Raw genomic sequence first — 19,001 nt, 5'->3', positions numbered from 1 at the left:
CCCCCCCCCCCCCCCCCCCCCCCCCCCCCCCCCCCCCCCCCCCCCCCCCCCCCCCCCCCCCCCCCCCCCCCCCCCCCCCCCCCCCCCCCCCGCCGGTCCCACCACCCTCACCACGTTCAGGACATCTCTTCATGCGCAACAGAACAGCAGTGGCAGCCGTGGCGTTGGCCGCCGCTGCCGCACTGGCCCTCTCGGCCTGCGGCAGCGACGGTGACAAGGCGGGCTCCTCGTCGATCGCCGATGTCGAGGCCTCGCCCAAGGCCGGGGCCGCCACGGTCCTCGACCGGGAGTTCACCAAGCCGAACCTGGTCCTCACCGACACCGACGGCAAGGAGTACGACCTCCGCGAGGCGACCAAGGGCAAGCCGACGCTCATCTACTTCGGCTACACCCACTGCCCCGACGTCTGCCCGCTGACCATGAGCAACATCTCCGTCGCCAAGCGGGAGCTGCCCAAGGCCGACCAGGAGAAGCTCCAGGTCGTCTTCGTCACCACCGACCCCGAGCGCGACACACCCGCCTCGCTCGGCACGTGGCTCAAGGCCCAGGACCCCACCTTCGTCGGCCTCACCGGCGACTTCCCCACCATCCAGGCGGGGGCGCGCCAGATCGGGATCGGCATCGAGCCGCCGACCACGGACAAGGACGGCAAGCCCGTCTCGATGCACGGGGCGCAGGTCGTCGCCTTCTCCCCGAAGACGGACGGCGGTTACGTGCTGTACGGCGAGGGGACCACCGCCGAGGAGTACGCGAAGGACCTCCCCAAGCTGATCAAGGGGGAGAACCCGTGAACCGCCGCACGACCCTCGCCTCCGTCCTCGCCCTCACCACCGGGCTGACGCTGGCGGGGTGCTCCACGGACAGCGCTGAGCCCCGGCTGAAGGTCGTCGGCGCGTTCATGCCGCAGCCCGTCAGCGACATGGCCGCCGGCTTCCTCGTCGTCCAGAACAGCGGGTCCGCCGCCGACCGGCTCACCTCGGTGACCAGCCCGCTCTCCGACGACGTCACGATCCACGAGACGAAGAACCAGCAGATGCGCGAGGTCTCGTCGTTCGAGGTGCCGGCCAACGGCGAGCTGGATCTCGAACGCGGCGGCAACCACATCATGTTCATGAACCTCAAGCAGAAGCCCAAGCAGGGCGAGAAGGTCTCCATCGAGCTGCACTTCGAGAAGGCCGACCCCATCACGGTCGACCTGCCGGTGAAGGAAACCACTCACAACCCGAAGAAGCAGTGAGGGACCGACCGTGATGACTGCCACCGCCCCGCGTCCGCGGCCCTCCCGGCCCGGGCGACCGTCCCTGATACGGCGGCCGTCCCTGATACGGCGTCCGTTCGCCGCCGTCGCGCTCCTCGCCGCCCTGTTCAGCCTGGTGTCCGGGCTGCTGCTGGCCGGTGCCGGGCCGGCGTCCGCGCACGCCGCCCTCACCGGGAGCGACCCGCAGGACGGGGCGGTGGTGGCCACCGCGCCCAAGGAGGTCTCCCTCACCTTCTCCGAGGCGATCGCCGTCGGCGACGGTTCGATCCGGGTCCTGGACCCCAGCAGCAAGCGGGCCGACACCGGCGTGGAGCCGAAGGACCTCTCCGACGGCTCCACCGTGCGGTACGGCGTCGAGCTGCTCCCGGGCCTGCCGGACGGCACCTACACGGTGGCCTGGCAGGCCATCTCGGCCGACAGCCACCCCATCTCCGGCGCCTTCACGTTCTCCATCGGCGCCCCCTCCGAGACCACCGTGGCCCTGCCCTCCGAAGAGGTGGGCGGCGGCCCGGTGGGTACGGCCTACGGCATCGCGCGGTACATCGCGTACGCCGGGTTCATCGTCCTCGTCGGCGGCGCGGCCTTCGTCCTGGGCTGCTGGCCCCGGGGCGCGACCGTCCGGCCGATGCAGCGGCTCGTGGTGCGCGGCTGGGTCGCCCTGACCGCGGCGACCCTGGCCATGCTGCTGCTGCGCAACCCGTACACCGGCAGCGGGAAGTTCGCGGACGCCTTCGACCTGGACGGGCTCCAGGCCGTCCTGGACACCAAGCCGGGCGCCGCCCTCGTCTCCCGGCTGCTGCTGCTCGGCGCTGCCGCGCTCTTCATCGCGGTGCTGTTCGGTACGTACACGCGCCGCGAGGACGCCGTCGAGAAGAAGGACCTCACCTTCGGCCTGGCCGTCGGCGGCGGGGTCGTGGCGGCGGGCATCGCCGCCACCTGGGCCATGTCCGAGCACGCCTCGACCGGTATCCAGGCGGGGATCGCCATGCCGGTGGACGTCCTGCACCTGCTGGCCGTGGCCGCCTGGCTCGGTGGCCTGGTCTCGCTCCTGGTGGCGCTGTACCGGACGCCGGACATCGGGAGCGGGGCCGTACGGCGGTTCTCCCGGGTCGCGTTCGGCAGCGTGCTGGTCCTGGCGGCGACCGGGATCTACCAGTCGTGGCGGCAGGTCGGCACCTGGTCCGCGCTGACCGGTACCCGGTACGGGCAGCTCCTGATCCTCAAGGTCGCGCTCATCGCGCTCCTGGTCGCCGTGGCGTGGTTCTCGCGGCGGTGGACGGGACGGCTGAAGGACGCGACCGCCGCTTCCGGGCCTGCGGAGGCAGCCGCGACCGGGCCGGTGAAGCCGACCGGGCCGGTGGGGGCCTCTGACGAGTCGGTGGCGCCGACCGCGCCGGTGGAGCCGACCGGCCCGGTGGAGGCCCTTGACGCGTCGGTGGCGCCGGGCGAACCGGCGGAGAGCGCCGACAAGCCGGAAGCGCTCGCCGCGGTGGCGCCCGCCGCCGACGTCGATCCCGCCCGCGCCGCCCAACTCGCGCGCCAGCGGGCCGCCCTGACCGCCACGAAGGAGAAGCGGATACGGGACGCCGACGCGGAGCGCTCCGGCCTGCGCCGCTCGGTCCTGGCCGAGGCGGCGATCGCCGTGGTCCTGCTGGCCGTCACCACCCTGCTGACCTCGACCGAGCCGGGCCGTACGCAGGAGGAGGCCAAGGGCGCCTCCACCGCGGCGACCGCCCCGGCGGCCTCGGGGCCCGTCAACCTGAGCATGCCCTTCGACACCGGCGGCCAGAACGGCAAGGGGACCGTCCGGATCGACATCGACCCCGGGCGCTCCGGCGCCAACGAGCTGCACGTGTGGATCGACGGCAGCGACGGCAAGCCGATGGACGTCCCCGAGCTGAAGGTGGCCCTCACCCTGGAGGCCCAGGAGATCGGCCCGCTGCCGGTCGCGCCCGACCGGCTCGCAGAGGGGCACTGGTCGGCGACCAACGTCCAGATCCCGATGGCGGGGGAGTGGAAGGTGGACGTGACGGTACGGACGTCCGACATCGACCAGGTCACCATCGACAAGACAGTGAAGATCGGCTGAGTACGTGAGCATCAGGACCAAGACAGGGTCGGCCGACGGCCGACAGACACCGGACTCCGGGACGGGCACGGCCCCCGTCGGTGTCTCGCGGCGGCGGCTGCTGGGCGGCGTGGGCGCGGCGGGTGCCACCGGGCTGGTGCTCGGCGCGGCGGGCGGGTATGCCGCGACCCGCTCCGAGGAGCCGACCGCCCTGACGGCCGTCGGCTCCACCGAGGCGATGTTTCACGGGAAACATCAACCGGGGATCACCACTCCGCTTCAGGCCCGGGGCCACCTCGTCGCCTTCGACCTGGTGGCGGGCGCGGGGCGCAAGGAGGCCGTGGCCCTGATGCGGCGCTGGTCGGCGGTGGCGCGTGAGCTGATGGCGGGCCGTCCGACGGCAGGCTCGGCGGACGGGCCCGGCCATGACACCGGCATCGCGCTGGACGCGGGCCCTTCCTCGCTCACGGTCACCTTCGGCTTCGGCCGTACGTTCTTCGCGCGTACGGGCCTCACCGCCCGGCTGCCCGCCGCACTCGACCCGCTGCCCCCGTTCTCCTCCGACCAGCTGGACGCCCAGCGCTCCGACGGCGACCTGTGGGTGCAGATCGGCGCGGATGACGCCCTGGTCGCCTTCCACGCCCTGCGGGCCGTCCAGAAGGAGGGTGCGGACACGGCAAGGGTGCGCTGGCAGATGAACGGCTTCAACCGCACTCCCGGGGCGACGGCCCGGCCGATGACCGCCCGCAACCTGATGGGCCAGATCGACGGGACCGGCAACCCGAAACCGGCCGACGAGGACTTCGAGCGGCGGGTCTTCGTGCCCGCCTCCCCCGGCACTCCGCACGAGTGGCTGGAGGGCGGTTCGTACGCCGTCGTCCGCCGCATCAGGATGCTGCTGGACGACTGGGAGAAACTCCCGGTGGACCGGCAGGAGCAGGTCATCGGGCGGCGCAAGGCGGACGGGGCCCCGCTGAGCGGGGGGAGCGAGACCACGCCGATGGACCTCGACAAGGCGGGCCCGGACGGCCGGCTGGTGATCCCCGACAACGCCCACGCCCGGGTCTCCTCCCCGGAGAAGAACGGCGGGGCCGCCATGCTGCGCCGCCCGTTCTCGTACCACGACGGGATCTCGAAGGACGGCACTCCGGACGCCGGGCTGCTCTTCGTCTGCTGGCAGGCGGACCCGTTCAAGGGGTTCGTGCCGGTGCAGCGGAAGCTCGACCGGGGCGACGCCCTGTCACCGTTCATCCGCCACGAGGCGAGCGGGCTGTTCGCGGTGCCGGGCGGGGCCGCGGAGGGCGAGTACGTGGGGCAGCGGCTGCTGGAGTCGTGAGCGGCCGGGCGACTGCGGTCCCGGGAAGGAGCCCCGACCGGATTGTGAGACGGCGCCGCCCCTGCCGTGCGGCGCCATAGGGTGAGCGTATGTCCGCCACGCGCTACGCCTATCTCGGTCCCGAAGGCACCTTCACCGAGGTCGCCCTCCGCACGCTCCCGGAAGCCGCCACTCGCGAACTGGTCCCGATGGTCTCCGTACCGGCGGCCCTGGACGCCGTGCGCAACGGAGAGGCGGCAGCGGCCCTCGTACCGATCGAGAACTCCGTCGAGGGCGGCATCACGGCCACGCTCGACGCGCTGACCGGCGGCGAGCCGCTGATGATCTACCGGGAGGTGCTGCTCTCCATCACCTTCGCACTGCTCGTACGGCCGGGCACCAAGCTGTCGGACGTCAAGACGGTCACCGCGCACCCGGCCGCCCAGCCGCAGGTCCGCAACTGGATGGCCACCCACCTCCCGCAGGCCGTGTGGGAGTCCGCGGCGTCCAACGCGGACGGCGCCCGGCTGGTCCAGGAGGGGCGCTACGACGCCGCGTTCGCCGGTGAGTTCGCCGCCGCCACCTACGGCCTGGAGCCGCTGGTGACGGAGATCCACGACGTGGAGAACGCCCAGACCCGCTTCGTCCTGGTGGGCCGCCCCGCCCGCCCGTCCGCCCCGACCGGGGCCGACAAGACGTCCGTGGCGATCTGGCTGGGCGACGACCACCCCGGTGCGCTGCTGGAACTGCTCCAGGAGTTCGCGGTGCGCGGCGTCAACCTGATGCTGATCCAGTCCCGCCCGACCGGCGAGGGCATCGGCAACTACTGCTTCGCCGTGGACGCCGAGGGGCACATCGCGGACCGGCGGGTGGGGGAGGCGTTGATGGGGCTGAAGCGGATCTGCCCGAAGGTGCGCTTCCTCGGTTCGTATCCCCGGGCGGGCGTCTCCGCCGACGAGGTCCGGCCGCTGCGGGCGGGCACGTCGGACAGTGACTTCACTGAAGCCGCCGACTGGCTGGCGCGCAGCCAGGACGGTCGGATCTGACCGACGCCCGGAGCCAACCGGACGGACGGATGACGAGTGGAGCCGACCGGACGAGTGACGAGTGGAGCCGACCGGAGCGGCCGGCTTCAAGGCCGCCGACCGCGCTGGGCTGTGGTCGTACCTACGGATAGTCATCCGCCCACAGGGATGCCCGCGAGTTATCCACAGGCGGGCTTCTCGACCTGGGGACAAGTCGACACCCCGAGGCGACATCATCGACAAATCAACGCAGTGGGTCCGGATCAGTCCACAGACGACCGAGTCGGCACGCCTCCTCCTGAGTCGCCCCGCGTCGCGCGAATTCCCTTGATCAACTCACCAGAGCGACGAATTGCCACCCGAATGAGCGTGCGGGAGGGGTTTCGGCACAGAACTCCAGGGCAGCGAGAACCCTCCGCCCATCCTGCGGAGCATTCCGGTCCGACGTCCGCCCCGATCATCCACAGAACTTCTTCACAGCCTGTGGATAACTATTCCGGGACACCTCTCCCTGTGGACAACAACAGAGGGCAGGCCCTCAACTCCCCCTCCACCCAAGGCTCCTGCGTCAAGGAGGCCTGCACCTTCTGCCCTGTTCAGGGGAGTTAACCACCGTTATTGACGCGACACCCGCATGCCCACTTCACGATTCACCACTAGAAATACCAATCGCGGCAATTCGGTCAAAGTGACACGCTCGGCAATATCGGTTCGAGTGCGAGATCCGCGCACCGGTAGCCTGGAGGGGTGATTGACCTTCGCCTGCTCCGTGAGGACCCCGACCGTGTTCGCGCCTCCCAGCGCGCCCGTGGAGAGGACGTCGCGCTCGTCGACGCCCTGCTCTCCGCCGACGAGCTGCGCAGGTCGTCCGGCGTCCGCTTCGACGAACTCCGCGCCGAGCAGAAGCAGCTCGGCAAGCTGATCCCCAAGGCCACCCCCGAGGAGCGCGCCGAACTCCTCAAGAAGGCCGAGCAGCTCAAGGCCGACGTCAAGGCGGCCGACGCCGCCCAGGACGAGGCCGACGCCGAGGCCAAGCGCCTGCTGCTCCAGCTCGGCAACATCGTCCACGAGGACGTGCCGGTCGGCGGCGAGGAGGACTTCGTCGTCCTGGAGACGCACGGCACCATCCGTGACTTCGGCGCCGAGGGCTTCGAGCCCAAGGACCACCTGGAGCTGGGCGAGGCGCTCGGCGCCATCGACGTGGAGCGCGGGGCGAAGGTCTCCGGTTCGCGGTTCTACTACCTCACGGGCGTCGGCGCGCTCCTGGAGCTGGCCCTCGTCAACGCGGCGATCGCCCAGGCCACCGAGGCCGGCTTCATCCCGATGCTGACCCCCGCGCTGGTCCGCCCGCGCGCGATGGAGGGCACCGGTTTCCTCGGCCAGGCCGCGGAGAACGTGTACCACCTGGAGAAGGACGACTACTACCTGGTCGGCACCTCCGAGGTCCCCCTCGCCGCGTACCACATGGACGAGATCGTCGACGCGGAGAAGCTGCCCCTGCGGTACGCCGGGTTCTCCCCCTGCTTCCGCCGTGAGGCCGGGACGTACGGCAAGGACACCCGCGGCATCTTCCGCGTCCACCAGTTCGACAAGGTCGAGATGTTCTCGTACGTCGACCCGGCCGACGCCGAGGCCGAGCACCGCAGGCTCCTGGAGTGGGAGAAGCAGTGGCTCACCGGCCTCGAACTGCCCTTCCAGGTCATCGACGTCGCCACCGGCGACCTCGGCGCCTCGGCCTCGCGCAAGTTCGACTGCGAGGCGTGGATCCCGACCCAGGGCAAGTACCGCGAGCTGACCTCCGCGTCGAACTGCGACAGCTTCCAGGCCCGCCGCCTCTCCGTCCGGATGCGCGAGGGCAAGAAGGTCCAGCCGCTGGCCACGCTGAACGGCACGCTCTGCGCCGTACCGCGCACGATCGTGGCGCTCCTGGAGAACCACCAGCTGCCCGACGGTTCGGTCCGGGTGCCCGAGATGCTCCGTCCGTACCTGGGCGGGCGCGAGGTCCTGGAGCCGGTCGCCAAGTGACCTTCCCCTTCAAGCTCGTCGCCACCGACCTCGACGGCACCCTGCTGCGCGGGGACGAGACGGTCTCCGAGCGCACGCGCGAGGCGCTGGTCGCCGCCACGTCGGCCGGTGCCGCGCACATCGTGGTCACCGGACGCTCGGTTCCCTGGACCCGGCACATCCTGGACGACCTCGGCTACGACGGCCTCGCCGTCTGCGGCCAGGGCGCGCAGGTCTACCACGCGGGCGAGCACAAGCTGCTGACCTCGCTCACCCTGGACCGGCAGCTCGCCGGACTCGCCCTGTCCAAGGTGGAGGCGGAGGTCGGTCCGCTCGCGCTGGCCGCCAGCCGCGACGGCCTGGAGGGCGAGGTGCTGGTCGGCCCGGGGTACCAGGTGCACGAGGGGCGGCTGCCGTACGTCTTCGTGGAGGACGCCTCCGAGATGTGGGCGGCCCCGCTCAACAAGGTCTACCTCCAGCACCCGGAGCTGGACGACGACGCCCTGGCCGCCGCGGCCCGCGCCGCCGTCGGCAATCTGGTCGATGTGGTCATGGCGGGCCCGGGAATAGTGGAGATCCTCCCGCTGGGGCTGAGCAAGGCGACCGGCCTCTCGCTGGCCGCCCGCCGGCTCGGGGTGAAGGCCGCCGACACCATCGCCTTCGGTGACATGCCGAACGACATCCCGATGTTCGGGTGGGCGCGGCACGGCGTGGCCATGGCCAACGCCCACGACACCCTGAAGGCCGTGGCGCACGAGATCACCGCGTCCAACGAGCACGACGGCATCGCGGTCGTGCTGGAGGAACTGCTCCGTACGGGCTCCGTCGCGGCCACGCCCCACTGACGCACAGCCTGACGCACAGCCCTTGAGGGCCCTGCCCGCCGCCACCGGATGTCCGGGGCGGCGGGCAGGGCCTTTTGACGGCGCCTCCCGTCAGGTCAAGGCGCCTCCCGTCGGGCGACGGCGGTCAACGGCGCCCGGTGCGGCGCCGCAGGTCCCTCAGCTGATACGCGAAGGCCGCCATGCGCGCGTCGAACCGGGCGTCCATCCGCGCGACCTCCTGCGACAGATCCGACAGCCGCACGCTCATCGCCCCGACCAGCTGCTGCGTCGCCTCGACCTTCCGCTCCAGACCGTCCAGCCGCTCCGACATCCGGCAGAGCACCGGCCCGAGCTCCTGGAGCGCCCGGCCGACATCGACGAGGCAGCTCTCGATCCGGGTGACCCTCGCCTCGAGCGCCGCGTACTCGGCCCGGAGCGTCCCCTCGGCGTCGAGGAGGTACGTACGGACGCAGCGGGCGATGTCGCTGTCGCGAAGAAGCAACGCAACATTGAGGACGGTACGGCGGGTGTAGAGGCGCAGTTGAGTAGCTGCCTGTGGATAACTTTCCTCTCCTTCCCTCCCCCATAGCGACACCATGTCGCTCTGGAAGGATCGCAGTTCAGAGCCGCGCAGCACACGCAGCCCGTTCTCGGTGAACTCCTCCTGGTGGCGATCGGTGAGCCTTCGCACCGAAGTTGTGGATACTTCGAAGTAACGTGCCACCTCCTCTGTGCGAACGTGAATTCCGTCCGGGAGCGTGACAAGGCTCTTCACCTTGTCCAGGACATCGACGCGCCCCATCTGCTCGACGCGCAGCGCGCGCGATTCGAGCAGGGCGACTTCCGTGGGCATGGGCATGCCTTCCGTACGAGGGAACGACAAGGGAGCGCCCCTACCCCGGGCTGCAGGGGTGGAGGACGCTCACGGTTGCCACTCACTCGATGACCGGACCGGTGGGCTCCAGCCTCACCCGGGTCCGGCTAACCCCGATTTCACGAACGCTACGACGCCACGGATTCCAGTTGCCTCCACGCACCCTGCCCAACGACCCGATAAACGTACGGTTACGCGCACAGTTGTCCCGCTCATACGACAACCCCCGCCCCTGAGGAACAGGGACGGGGGTCGCACGGGATGCCACCGGGATCAGACCTGGCGCGGGCTCACTCCTCCCCGGCCAGCTTCAGCGCCCGCAGCTTCTGCCCGGCGTACCAGGTGGCGGCCACCGTCACGGCGGCCAGCAGGACCGTGGCGAGCGGCAGGCCCACGTCCGAGGTGACCATGCCCTGACCGGCGACCTTCTCGGCCACCGCGAGGGACCACTGCTGGACGCTGAGCGTCCGCGCCCCCGGCACCAGGCTGCCGAAGAGGGCCTCCCAGACCAGCGCGTACACCAGGCCGATGACCACCGCGTGGCGGCTGACCGTGCCGAGCAGCAGGAACAGCGAGCTGTACGCGATCGAGGCGACCAGCGCGGCGATCGTGTAGGCGACGGCGATCTGCTGCCCGTTGCCGTTGAGGATCAGCCCCGCGAGCAGGGTCGGCAGGGCGGAGAAGACCATGGTCACCGCGATGGCGACGATCAGCTTCGTGAAGATGATCGTGGGCCGCTTCACCGGCTTCGCCAGCAGGTAGACGATCGAGCCGTCGTCGATCTCGGGGCCGATCGCCCCGGTCCCGGCGATCACCCCGATCAACGGGACCATCGTGGCGATGGCGAACCCGCCGAGGACGTTGGCGGCGACCTGGTCGTCGGCCCCGGCGAACATGCGGACCGCCGCCGCGATGACGAGCAGCAGCGCGGGAAGGACGAACAGGATGGCGGCCCGGCGCCGGCCGAGCAGGGCCCGGTAGGTGAGCCGGGCGACTGTGGGGTCGTACATGACGGTGCACAGCTCCTTTCAGGCCACTACTCAGGCCGCTACGAGGTAGGAAAAGACCGATTCGAGGGACTCGTCGGACGGGGAGACGGTCAGCAGCCGGATGCCCTGTTCCCGGGCGACCTTCGGCAGCAGTTCGGTGAAGCGCCCGAAGTCGACGGCCTGGATGCGCAGGGCCTTCTCGGTCAGGTCGACCTCGATGCCGGCCGTCGACGGATCGGCGATGAGCGCGGCGGCCAGCGCCCGGTCGTCGCTGGAGCGGACCAGATAGCGGTGCGGCCGGTCCTTCATCAGACGGCGGATCTTCCGGAAGTCGCCGGAGGCCGCGTGCCGGCCCGCCACGATCACCTCGATGTGCGAGGCGAGCTGTTCGACCTCCTCCAGGATGTGCGAGGAGAACAGGACCGTACGGCCTTCGGCGCCCATCCGCCGCAGCAGCTCCATCAGCTGCATCCGCTGCCTCGGGTCCATCCCGTTGAACGGCTCGTCCAGCAGCAGCACCGAGGGCTCGTGGACCAGCGCGGACGCCATCTTCACGCGCTGGCGCATGCCCTTGCTGTACGTGGAGATCTTGCGGTCCTGCGCGTACTCCATCTGGACCGTGGCGAGCGCCCTCTGCGCCTCGGCCCCGCCCAGCCCCTGGAGTTCGGCGTTGGCGACGACGAACTCCCTGCCGGTGAGGAAGTCGTACATCCCCTCCCGCTCGGGGACGATGCCGATCTTCTTGTAGACGCTCTCGTTGCGCCAGATCCGCTGTCCGTCGAGCGTGACCTTCCCCGTCGAGGGGGCGAGGAATCCGCCCATCATGTTGATGAGCGTGGACTTCCCGGCGCCGTTCGGGCCGAGCAGCCCGGTGACCCCGGGGCCCACCGTCATGGAGACGTCGTTGACGGCGACCACATTGCCGAACCAGCGCGAGGTGTGGTCGATCTCGATGGTGGTCACAGCCCGACCCTCCGGTAGCGGCGCATGAGGACGGCGTACGAGCCGACGACGAGCGCGAGGACAACGAACAGGTAGACCACTCCCGTCCCGGCCCCCAGTCCTTCCCCTCCGGGGAAGGAGGAGGTGGCGCCGAGGAACGCGGTCTGTACGCCGCTGATCAGGGTGATCGGTGAGAAGAGGCCCAGCCACTCCACGGCCCCGGGCGAACCGGTCTCCCAGGCGATGACCTGGACCGTGGAGACGGCCCCGTAGGAAATGGTCAGCAGCGCGATCACCGCGGCCACACCGAAGCCCCGGCGCGGGGTCAGGGCGGCCATCACCAGGCCGAGCCCGGCGAACAGCACGGACAGCAGCGCCACCGACACCAGCCCCTGGCCGAACCACTTGGTCTGATCCGCGAAGTCGAACTTGGCGAGCAGCGCGCCGACATAGAGGATCAGCAGCGGCGCCCCGGTGAGGATGAAGAGGGCGGTCGCCGTGGCCGCGAACTTCGCGGTGACGTAGTCGGAGCGCTCGATCGGCCGCGAGAAGTACAGGGGGACGCTCTTGAACCGCAGGTCCCTGGAGACCGCCTGCGGGGCCTGTGCGGCGATGAAGAGGCCGATGACCGCCTGCATGTAGAGCGCGTACGACGTGTACTTGACGACGAGCTTGGTGGCGTCGGGCGCGGCCATGGAGACGGCGACCAGGATCGCCGCGACCAGGGCCATCACGCCGAACAGCAGCATGGGCAGCACCTTGGACTTGGCGGAACGGCCCAGTCCGAAGGAGCCGCGCAGGGTCTGCGAGTAGAGCGAGCGGCGGGCGTACGCCCGGCCGAGCCGCTGGCCGTCGTAGGAGCGGTAGCCGATGTTGTGGATCCGGGAGGTCTCGCGCCCGGCTGCGGCGTTGGTCTCGGTGCTCATCACGACCGCTCCCCTTCCTGCTGGTACGGCCCCGGCGTGGCGGCCTGCTGTACGTGGCCTCCGGACGGCTGCTGTACGGGGCCCCCGGCGTCCTTCTGTACGGGGCCGGGCCCGGCGGTGGCGGCCTGGGGCGGGGCGGCTCCGGTGCGCGCCGCGCCCTGTTCGCCGCGGAAGACCTCGGCGATCTGGTGGCGGCGCTGCTCCATGCGGACCAGGCCGAGCCCGAGCCCGGCGACGCTGTCGCGGACCAGGTCGTAGGTCTCCTCGCCGGTCGCCTCGACGAGCAGGATGTGGCCCGCGCCCGGCAGCCCTTCCGTGTCGAGCCCGTCGTGGCCGAGCAGGGTGACCCCGGCCCCGGTGAGGACCTTGCGCAGGGCGTCGGTGCCGTCGGAGTGGGCGTCGCTGTCGGTCACCTCCACCGCGAGGGTGGTGGTGATCTGGGTGAAGTCGCTGGTGGAGCTGGAGCGCAGGAGGGCGCCGCCGTCGATGACGACGACGTGGTCGCAGGTGCGCTCCAGCTCGCCCAGGAGGTGCGAGGTCACCAGGACGGAGATGCCGAAGTCGGTGTGGATGCGGCGGATCAGGCCGAGCATCTCGTCGCGGCCGACCGGGTCCAGGCCGTTGGTCGGCTCGTCGAGGAGGACCAGCTGGGGGTCGTGGACGAGGGCCTGGGCCAGCTTGACCCGCTGCTTCATGCCGGTCGAGTAGCCGCCGATGGGGCGGTAGCGCTCCTCGTAGAGGCCGACGTGGCGCAGGGTGTCGGCGGTGCGCTCGCGGGCGGCGGTCGGCGGCAGCCCCGACATGCGAGCCATGTGCACGACAAACTCCGTCGCCGACACGTCGGGCGGCAGGCAGTCGTGCTCCGGCATGTACCCCACCCGCTCCCGGATGGCGGCGCCGCTGGTCGCCACGTCGAGCCCGAGCACCGCGGCCCGGCCCTCGGTGGCGGGGGAGAGGCCCAGCAGGATCTTGATCAGCGTGGACTTGCCGGCCCCGTTGGAACCCACCAGACCGGTCACACCTGGTCCGATGTCCAACGTGAGCCGGTCGAGCGCGGTCACCCGGGGGAACCGCTTGCTCAGGGCTTCGGTAGCGATAACGGCAGTCACGGATACGACGGTAGTGGCGCGGGCCACAGCGATCGTCAGCCCTGACGGCTGGATCGGCATCAGACTCCAGGCGTACGGCCCCGTAGGGGGACCCCGCGAAGGAGGAGTTCCGTGCCCCGGGCACGCGACGCCGAGGCCCCCGGCGCGGGGCGGTCCACCCTCGGCCGGAGTTTTCCACAGACCGTGCACACCCCTTGACGCAGTCGCTGGACATTGTCACATTCATCAGTGTCACGTTACGGGCACGTACCGCACACGGCAGGGAACGGACGGTGTCATGGTCTCGGCAGTGCAGGACGAAAACGCCCCGGAGCTGCGGGGGTTCAGGGAAGTGCAACGCCTGGCCTATGCCTGCGCCGAGGCCGTCGCCGGTCAGCTCAGACCGGGGGTGACCGAGCGTGAGGCGGCCCGGATGCAGCGGGACTGGCTGCGGAAGCGGGGCGTGCGGGACTGGTTCCATCTGCCCTTCGCCTGGTTCGGGGACCGGACGGCGTTCGCCGGGTTCAAGGTGCCGCTCCAGTTCTTCCCGACCGACCGGAGGCTGGAGCCGGGCATGCCCTTCATCCTGGACATGGCCCCGGTCCACAAGGGGTACACCGCCGACATCGGTTACGCGGGCTGCCTCGGCCTCAACCCGCTCCACGACAAGCTCCTCGCCGATCTGGAGGCGCACCGCGAGCTGATCCTGCGCCAGGTCCGCGAGCGCCGTTCGCTCCGCGAGATCTACGAGGACGTCGAACGCCTCATGACCGCCCAGGGGTACGCGAACAGGCACCGCGCCTACCCCTTCGGTGTGATCGCCCACAAGGTGGACCGTGTGGCCGAACGGCGTTGGTCCCCCCACGTGTTCGGGTTCGGGACGCAGTCCCTCAAGGGGCTGCTGAGCGATGCGGTGCACGGCCACCGGGACGGCTGGTCGCCGCTCTGGAGTCCGTACCGCTTCTCCGACCATCCCCCGCAGCCGGGGCTGTGGGCGGTCGAACCCCACCTCGGGTTCCGGGGTACGGGCGTGAAGTTCGAGGAGATCCTGGTCGTCACCGACTCCGAGGACCCCGAACAGGGCGCCTTCTGGCTGGACGACGATCTGCCGCACGTGCGGCGCTGGGCCGAGGAGAAGGTGGCGGCGTGAATCTGCCGGGAGCGCGTGAGCGCCGGGTGCGTACGGGCGGCGTCGAGCTGTGCGTCGCCGAGCTGGGGGACGGGGACCGGCCGACGGTGGTGCTGGTCCACGGGTATCCGGACAGCAAGGAGGTCTGGTCCGAGGTCGCCGTGCGGCTGGCCGAGCAGTGGCACGTCGTGCTGTACGACGTACGCGGCCACGGCCGTTCCACGGCCCCGAAGCCGCTGCGCGGGGGATTCACCCTGGAGAAGCTGACCGACGACTTCCTCGCGGTGATCGACGCCGTGAGCCCGGACCGGCCGGTCCATGTGGTCGGGCACGACTGGGGGTCCGTGCAGTCGTGGGAGTTCGTCACCGTCGGGCGGACCGAGGGCCGGATCGCCTCGTTCACCTCGATGTCCGGCCCCTCCCTGGATCACTTCGGCCACTGGATCAAGCAGCGGTTGGCCCGGCCGACCCCGCGCCGGGTCGCCCAACTGCTGGGCCAGGCAGCCAAGTCCTGGTATGTGTACATGCTCCATACCCCGGCGCTGCCGGAGCTGGCCTGGCGCGGGCCGCTCGGCAAGCGGTGGCCCGGCCTCCTCCAGCGGCTGGAGAAGGTGCCCGCCGGCGACTACCCGACAGCCTCCCTGCCCGACGACGCGGCGCACGGGGCCTGGCTCTACCGGGACAACGTCCGCGCCCGGCTGGGCAGGCCGCGCCCCGACGCCTACGCCCACGCGCCGGTCCAGCTCATCACCCCGACCGGTGACTCCTTCCTCTCCGAGCGGCTCTACGACGACCTGGAGCAGTGGGCCCCCCGTCTGGTGCGCCGGTCCCTGCCGGCCAAGCACTGGGTCCCGCGCACCCGGCCCGACCAACTGGCCTCGTGGATCGACGAGTTCGCCGCCGCCAACGAAGCGGGCGGCCAGGAGGGGCCCACGGCCCAGCAGCCCGCGGCGAAGGGCCCGTACGCGGAGCGGTTCGGCGGCCGGCTGGTGCTGGTGACGGGTGCGGCCTCCGGGATCGGGCGGGCCACGGCCTTCGCGTTCGCGGAGGCGGGCGCCCGGGTGGTGGCCGTGGACCGGGATGCGGAGGGGGCCGCCAGGACGGCGGAGCTGGCCCGGCTGATCGGGGCGCCGGCGGCCTGGGGCGAGGCGGTCGACGTCAGCGACGAGGCGGCGATGGAGAAGCTGGCCGACCGGGTCGCCGCCGAGTACGGAATCGTCGACGTCCTGGTCAACAACGCCGGGATCGGGCTCTCCGGCTCCTTCCTGGAGACCACGAGCGAGGAGTGGAAGCAGGTCCTCGACGTCAACCTCTGGGGCGTCATCCACGGCTGCCGGATCTTCGGCAAGCAGATGGCGGACCGGAACCAGGGCGGCCATATCGTCAACACCGCCTCCGCGGCCGCCTTCCAGCCCTCCCGCGCCCTGCCCGCGTACAGCACGTCGAAGGCGGCCGTGCTGATGCTGAGCGAGTGCCTGCGGGCCGAGCTGGCGGAGAAGTCGATCGGGGTGAGCGCGATATGCCCCGGCATCGTCAACACCAACATCACCGCCACCACCCGCTTCGCCGGGGCCGACCCGGCGGAGGAGCAGCGGCTGCGGAAGCGGACCACCCGGCTCTACGGGCGGCGCAACTACCCGCCGGAGAAGGTCGCCGACGCCGTTCTGGAGGCGGTCGTCCGCAACCGTGCCGTGGTGCCGGTGACTCCGGAGGCGCGCGGCGCCCGGTTGCTGTCCCGGCTCAGCCCCGGAGCGCTGCGACGGCTCGCCCGAGTGAAGCCGCCGCTGTGACCGGGCGGGAGGCGGGGGCACCTGCGGCAGAGGGTCGCGGCGCCGAATACCGGATCGAGGATCTGGCCCACGCCAGCGGGGCCACGGTCCGCACGATCAGGGCGTACCAGGACCGGGGGCTGCTGCCGACACCCGAGCGGCGCGGCCGGGCCAATGTGTACGGGGAGACCCATCTGGCCCGACTGCGCCAGATCGCGGACCTGCTGGACCGGGGGTACACCCTGGCCAGCATCAAGGAGCTGCTGGAGGCGTGGGACTCGGGGCGGGGGCTGGGCGGTGTGCTCGGCCTGGTCGCCGAGGTGCACGGCCCCTGGACCGACGAGGAGGCCGGCCGGATCACCCGTGCGGAGCTGGACGCGAAGTTCGGCGGCGCGCAGGACGACAAGGCGATCGCGGAGGCGGTGGCGCTGGGGGTGCTGGAGCGCGTAGCGGGCAAGGCCGACGAGTTCCTCGTACCGAGTCCGCAAGAACTGGCGGTGGCAGTTGAGTTGCATGCGGCGGGTGTTCCCCTGCTCGCTATCGCCGCTCATCTCAAGGAACTTCGCGGCCAGGTCGAGCACATTGCCTCCGGTTTCCTGGAGTTCACCACCGAGCACGTCTTCGCCCGCTACCTGGGCCACCGCCCGCCCACCGACTCCGACGCGGCCGAGGCGGCGTCGATGGTGCGCCGCCTCCGGCCGCTCGCGCAGCAGACGGTCGACGCCGAACTGGCCCGCGCCATGCGCAAGTTCGCCACCCGTCATCTGCACCGTCACCTCGGCGCCCAGGAGAGCGCCACCGAGGGGGGTGAGACCCGTCCGGTGCTGCTCCCGCTCCGCACAACACAGGCCATCCAGGAGCTGGTTGGCGCCGACCAGGTGGCGGCCTTCGTCACAGCCGCTGCCGAACGCGAGATACAAGCACGCACTTTGGACGCTCTCGCCTCATCTCACGCCATAGGAAACAAAATTGACGAAAACGACTAAAACACCCACCACTTGTCCACAGAGCAGTCGAATGCCCCTGTGGATAACCTGAGTTGGTTGTGGATCAAACGTCAATGCGAAGGAATCCGAAAAGAACCCTGTAGGAAATCCGGATGCACCGATGATCCGCCTGCGGGCACTCTGGCGGGATGGACGAGCGCCACACCGTCAAGGTGTCCAAGTACCTCTCGAAGCATCTGCGCCACCAGCCGGAGCGCATCGGGATCGCGCTCGACGAGAACGGCTGGGTGGCTGTCGAGACGCTGCTGAGTGCGGCGGCCCGGCACGGTTTCCCCATCACCCGTGCCGAACTGGACCATGTCGTCGCCGCCAACGACAAGCGCCGCTTCACGGTGGACGGCGACCGCATCCGCGCCGCTCAGGGCCACACGGTCACCATCGACCTGGACCTGCCACCCGCCGAGCCACCGGCATACCTCTACCACGGCACGGTCGCCCGGGCGCTGGACGCGATCCGGGCCGAGGGCCTGCGCCCCATGGCCCGCCACCACGTCCACCTCTCGCCCGACCGCGAGACGGCCACCCGGGTCGGCGCCCGCCGCGGCCGCCCCCTGGTCCTCGCGGTGGACGCGGGCGCCATGCACCGGGCCGGCCATGTCTTCCGGGTCAGCGCCAACGGAGTCTGGCTCGCCGACGCCGTACCACCGGAGTTCCTGCGGCTGCGCGGGTGAGCCGCCGCGCGGCCCGGTCGCGAGTGAGCCGCCGCGTGCTCCTCGTACCGACCGCCGACTCTCAGGTCAGCTGCGCGAGCGCCTCGGTCGCGATGCGCTCGTAGACCGCCGGGTCCGTGTCGAAGTCGGAGTCCGGGATCGGGGCGTGGACGGCGATCTCGGTGAAGCCCAGCTCCGCATGGCGGCCCGCGAAGTCGACGAAGGCGTCCACCGACTCCAGCGGGGCGTTGCGGTCGGGGGTGAAGCCGGTGAGCAGGATGCGGTCCAGTTCAAAGGCGTCCCGGCCGGTCTCCTGACAGGCGGCCTCCAGCCTCTCGCCCTGTTCACGGAGGGCCTGCACCGATTGCTCCGGGGTGCCCTCCTCGTACAGCTTCGGGTCGCCCGTCGTCACCCACGCCTGCCCGTACCGGGCAGCCAGCCGCAGACCGCGCGGGCCCGTCGCGGCGACCGCGAAGGGGAGCCGGGGGCGCTGGACGCAGCCCGGGATGTTGCGGGCCTCCAGGGCGGAGTAGTGCGTTCCCCGCTCGCTCACGGCGCCCTCGGTGAGCAGTCGGTCAAGGAGCGGGACGAACTCACCGAAGCGGTCGGCACGCTCCCTGGGGGTCCAGGCCTCCTGCCCCAGCGCGGTGGCGTCGAATCCGCTGCCCCCGGCGCCGATGCCGAGGGTGATCCGGCCCCCGGAGATGTCGTCCAGGGAGATCAGCTCCTTGGCCAGGGTCACCGGGTGGCGGAAGTTCGGTGAGGTGACCAGCGTGCCCAGGCGCAGGCGCTGCGTGGCCGTCGCGGCGGCGGTGAGCGTGGGGAGCGCGCCGAACCACGTCCGGTCGCGGAAGCTGCGCCAGGACAGGTGGTCGTAGGTGTAGGCGGTGTGGAAGCCCAGCTCCTCCGCCCGCCGCCAGCGGTCGCGGCCCCCCTCGTGCCAGCGGTCGACGGGCAGGATCACGGTGCTCAGGCGCAAGGTCATGGACCCGAGCCTACGGCCGTCGCGGCCCGCGCCGCCGCTCCCGTAGCCCTTTGACATATGCCTGGGGAATGTTCCGCAGCTCAGCGGCGCGCCCACTCACATGTGCGCCCCTCCGCACGCACGTGCGCCTCGGTGGGCGAGAATGGCG

17 protein-coding genes are annotated in these 19,001 nt (G+C 71.1%); 11 read left to right on the top strand and 6 right to left on the bottom strand.

What is annotated here, in order from left to right; translation table 11 throughout:
- The first annotated feature begins 131 nt into the window (after positions 1-131).
- The 7 genes from AC0682_RS28320 (at position 132) to AC0682_RS28290 (ending at position 8,515) form a co-directional block, all read left to right on the top strand.
- Positions 132-791: an SCO family protein gene (locus AC0682_RS28320; protein WP_478535971.1), complete on the top strand. Its 660-nt coding sequence runs from the start codon at positions 132-134 to the stop codon at positions 789-791.
- Complete coding sequence (locus AC0682_RS28315) at positions 788-1,237, top strand: copper chaperone PCu(A)C (protein WP_478535969.1); 450 nt, start codon at positions 788-790, stop codon at positions 1,235-1,237. The genes AC0682_RS28320 and AC0682_RS28315 overlap by 4 nt, the downstream gene beginning before the upstream one ends.
- Positions 1,238-1,250: 13 nt before the next feature.
- Entirely contained in the window at positions 1,251-3,347 is a 2,097-nt protein-coding gene (locus AC0682_RS28310) for a copper resistance CopC/CopD family protein (protein WP_478535968.1), read from the top strand.
- A 4-nt stretch (positions 3,348-3,351) separates the two neighbouring features.
- Positions 3,352-4,662 (top strand): iron uptake transporter deferrochelatase/peroxidase subunit, encoded by a 1,311-nt coding sequence (gene efeB / locus AC0682_RS28305; RefSeq protein WP_478535966.1) that lies wholly within the window; start codon positions 3,352-3,354, stop codon positions 4,660-4,662.
- Between the two features lie 89 nt (positions 4,663-4,751).
- A complete protein-coding gene (gene pheA, locus AC0682_RS28300; RefSeq protein WP_478535964.1) occupies positions 4,752-5,687 on the top strand; it encodes a prephenate dehydratase in 936 nt (311 codons plus the stop codon).
- Positions 5,688-6,413: 726 nt separating this feature from the next.
- A complete protein-coding gene (gene serS / locus AC0682_RS28295) occupies positions 6,414-7,691 on the top strand; it encodes a serine--tRNA ligase (RefSeq protein ID WP_478535963.1) in 1,278 nt (425 codons plus the stop codon).
- Positions 7,688-8,515: an HAD family hydrolase gene (locus AC0682_RS28290; protein ID WP_478535961.1), complete on the top strand. Its 828-nt coding sequence runs from the start codon at positions 7,688-7,690 to the stop codon at positions 8,513-8,515. The genes serS and AC0682_RS28290 overlap by 4 nt, the downstream gene beginning before the upstream one ends.
- A 124-nt stretch (positions 8,516-8,639) precedes the next feature.
- Here AC0682_RS28290 and AC0682_RS28285 read toward each other — a convergent pair whose 3' ends face one another.
- The 5 genes from AC0682_RS28285 to AC0682_RS28265 all read right to left on the bottom strand — a co-directional run bounded on the left by AC0682_RS28285 (position 8,640) and on the right by AC0682_RS28265 (position 13,394).
- Complete coding sequence (locus AC0682_RS28285; protein ID WP_478535960.1) at positions 8,640-9,347, bottom strand: hypothetical protein; 708 nt, start codon at positions 9,345-9,347, stop codon at positions 8,640-8,642.
- A 311-nt stretch (positions 9,348-9,658) separates the two neighbouring features.
- On the bottom strand, positions 9,659-10,378 hold the full coding sequence (locus tag AC0682_RS28280; protein ID WP_478535959.1) for an ABC transporter permease: 720 nt from the start codon (positions 10,376-10,378) through the stop codon (positions 9,659-9,661).
- Between the two features lie 30 nt (positions 10,379-10,408).
- A complete protein-coding gene (locus tag AC0682_RS28275; protein ID WP_478535958.1) occupies positions 10,409-11,320 on the bottom strand; it encodes an ABC transporter ATP-binding protein in 912 nt (303 codons plus the stop codon).
- The gene (locus tag AC0682_RS28270) at positions 11,317-12,225 is read right to left on the bottom strand and encodes an ABC transporter permease subunit (RefSeq protein WP_478535957.1); all 909 of its coding nucleotides are present in this window, start codon (positions 12,223-12,225) and stop codon (positions 11,317-11,319) included. Before AC0682_RS28270 ends, AC0682_RS28275 begins: the two co-directional genes overlap by 4 nt.
- A complete protein-coding gene (locus AC0682_RS28265; protein WP_478535956.1) occupies positions 12,225-13,394 on the bottom strand; it encodes an ABC transporter ATP-binding protein in 1,170 nt (389 codons plus the stop codon). The genes AC0682_RS28270 and AC0682_RS28265 overlap by 1 nt, the downstream gene beginning before the upstream one ends.
- Before the next feature lie 217 nt (positions 13,395-13,611).
- Between AC0682_RS28265 and AC0682_RS28260 the strand changes: the two genes are divergently transcribed.
- The 4 genes from AC0682_RS28260 to AC0682_RS28245 all read left to right on the top strand — a co-directional run bounded on the left by AC0682_RS28260 (position 13,612) and on the right by AC0682_RS28245 (position 17,889).
- Entirely contained in the window at positions 13,612-14,463 is an 852-nt protein-coding gene (locus AC0682_RS28260; RefSeq protein ID WP_478535954.1) for a M24 family metallopeptidase, read from the top strand.
- The gene (locus tag AC0682_RS28255; protein ID WP_478535953.1) at positions 14,460-16,232 is read left to right on the top strand and encodes an SDR family oxidoreductase; all 1,773 of its coding nucleotides are present in this window, start codon (positions 14,460-14,462) and stop codon (positions 16,230-16,232) included. Before AC0682_RS28260 ends, AC0682_RS28255 begins: the two co-directional genes overlap by 4 nt.
- Positions 16,229-17,197, top strand: coding sequence for a MerR family transcriptional regulator (locus tag AC0682_RS28250; RefSeq protein ID WP_478535952.1), 969 nt, complete (start codon positions 16,229-16,231; stop codon positions 17,195-17,197). Before AC0682_RS28255 ends, AC0682_RS28250 begins: the two co-directional genes overlap by 4 nt.
- A gap of 149 nt (positions 17,198-17,346) precedes the next feature.
- On the top strand, positions 17,347-17,889 hold the full coding sequence (locus tag AC0682_RS28245) for an RNA 2'-phosphotransferase (protein ID WP_478535951.1): 543 nt from the start codon (positions 17,347-17,349) through the stop codon (positions 17,887-17,889).
- A gap of 61 nt (positions 17,890-17,950) precedes the next feature.
- Here the strand turns inward: AC0682_RS28245 and AC0682_RS28240 are convergent, their stop codons facing one another.
- On the bottom strand, positions 17,951-18,853 hold the full coding sequence (locus AC0682_RS28240; protein WP_478535950.1) for an LLM class flavin-dependent oxidoreductase: 903 nt from the start codon (positions 18,851-18,853) through the stop codon (positions 17,951-17,953).
- Between the last annotated feature and the right edge of the window lie 148 nt (positions 18,854-19,001).

Source organism: Streptomyces sp. NPDC043746, assembly GCF_056436485.1.
This window is presented reverse-complemented; position numbering and strand designations above follow the sequence as displayed.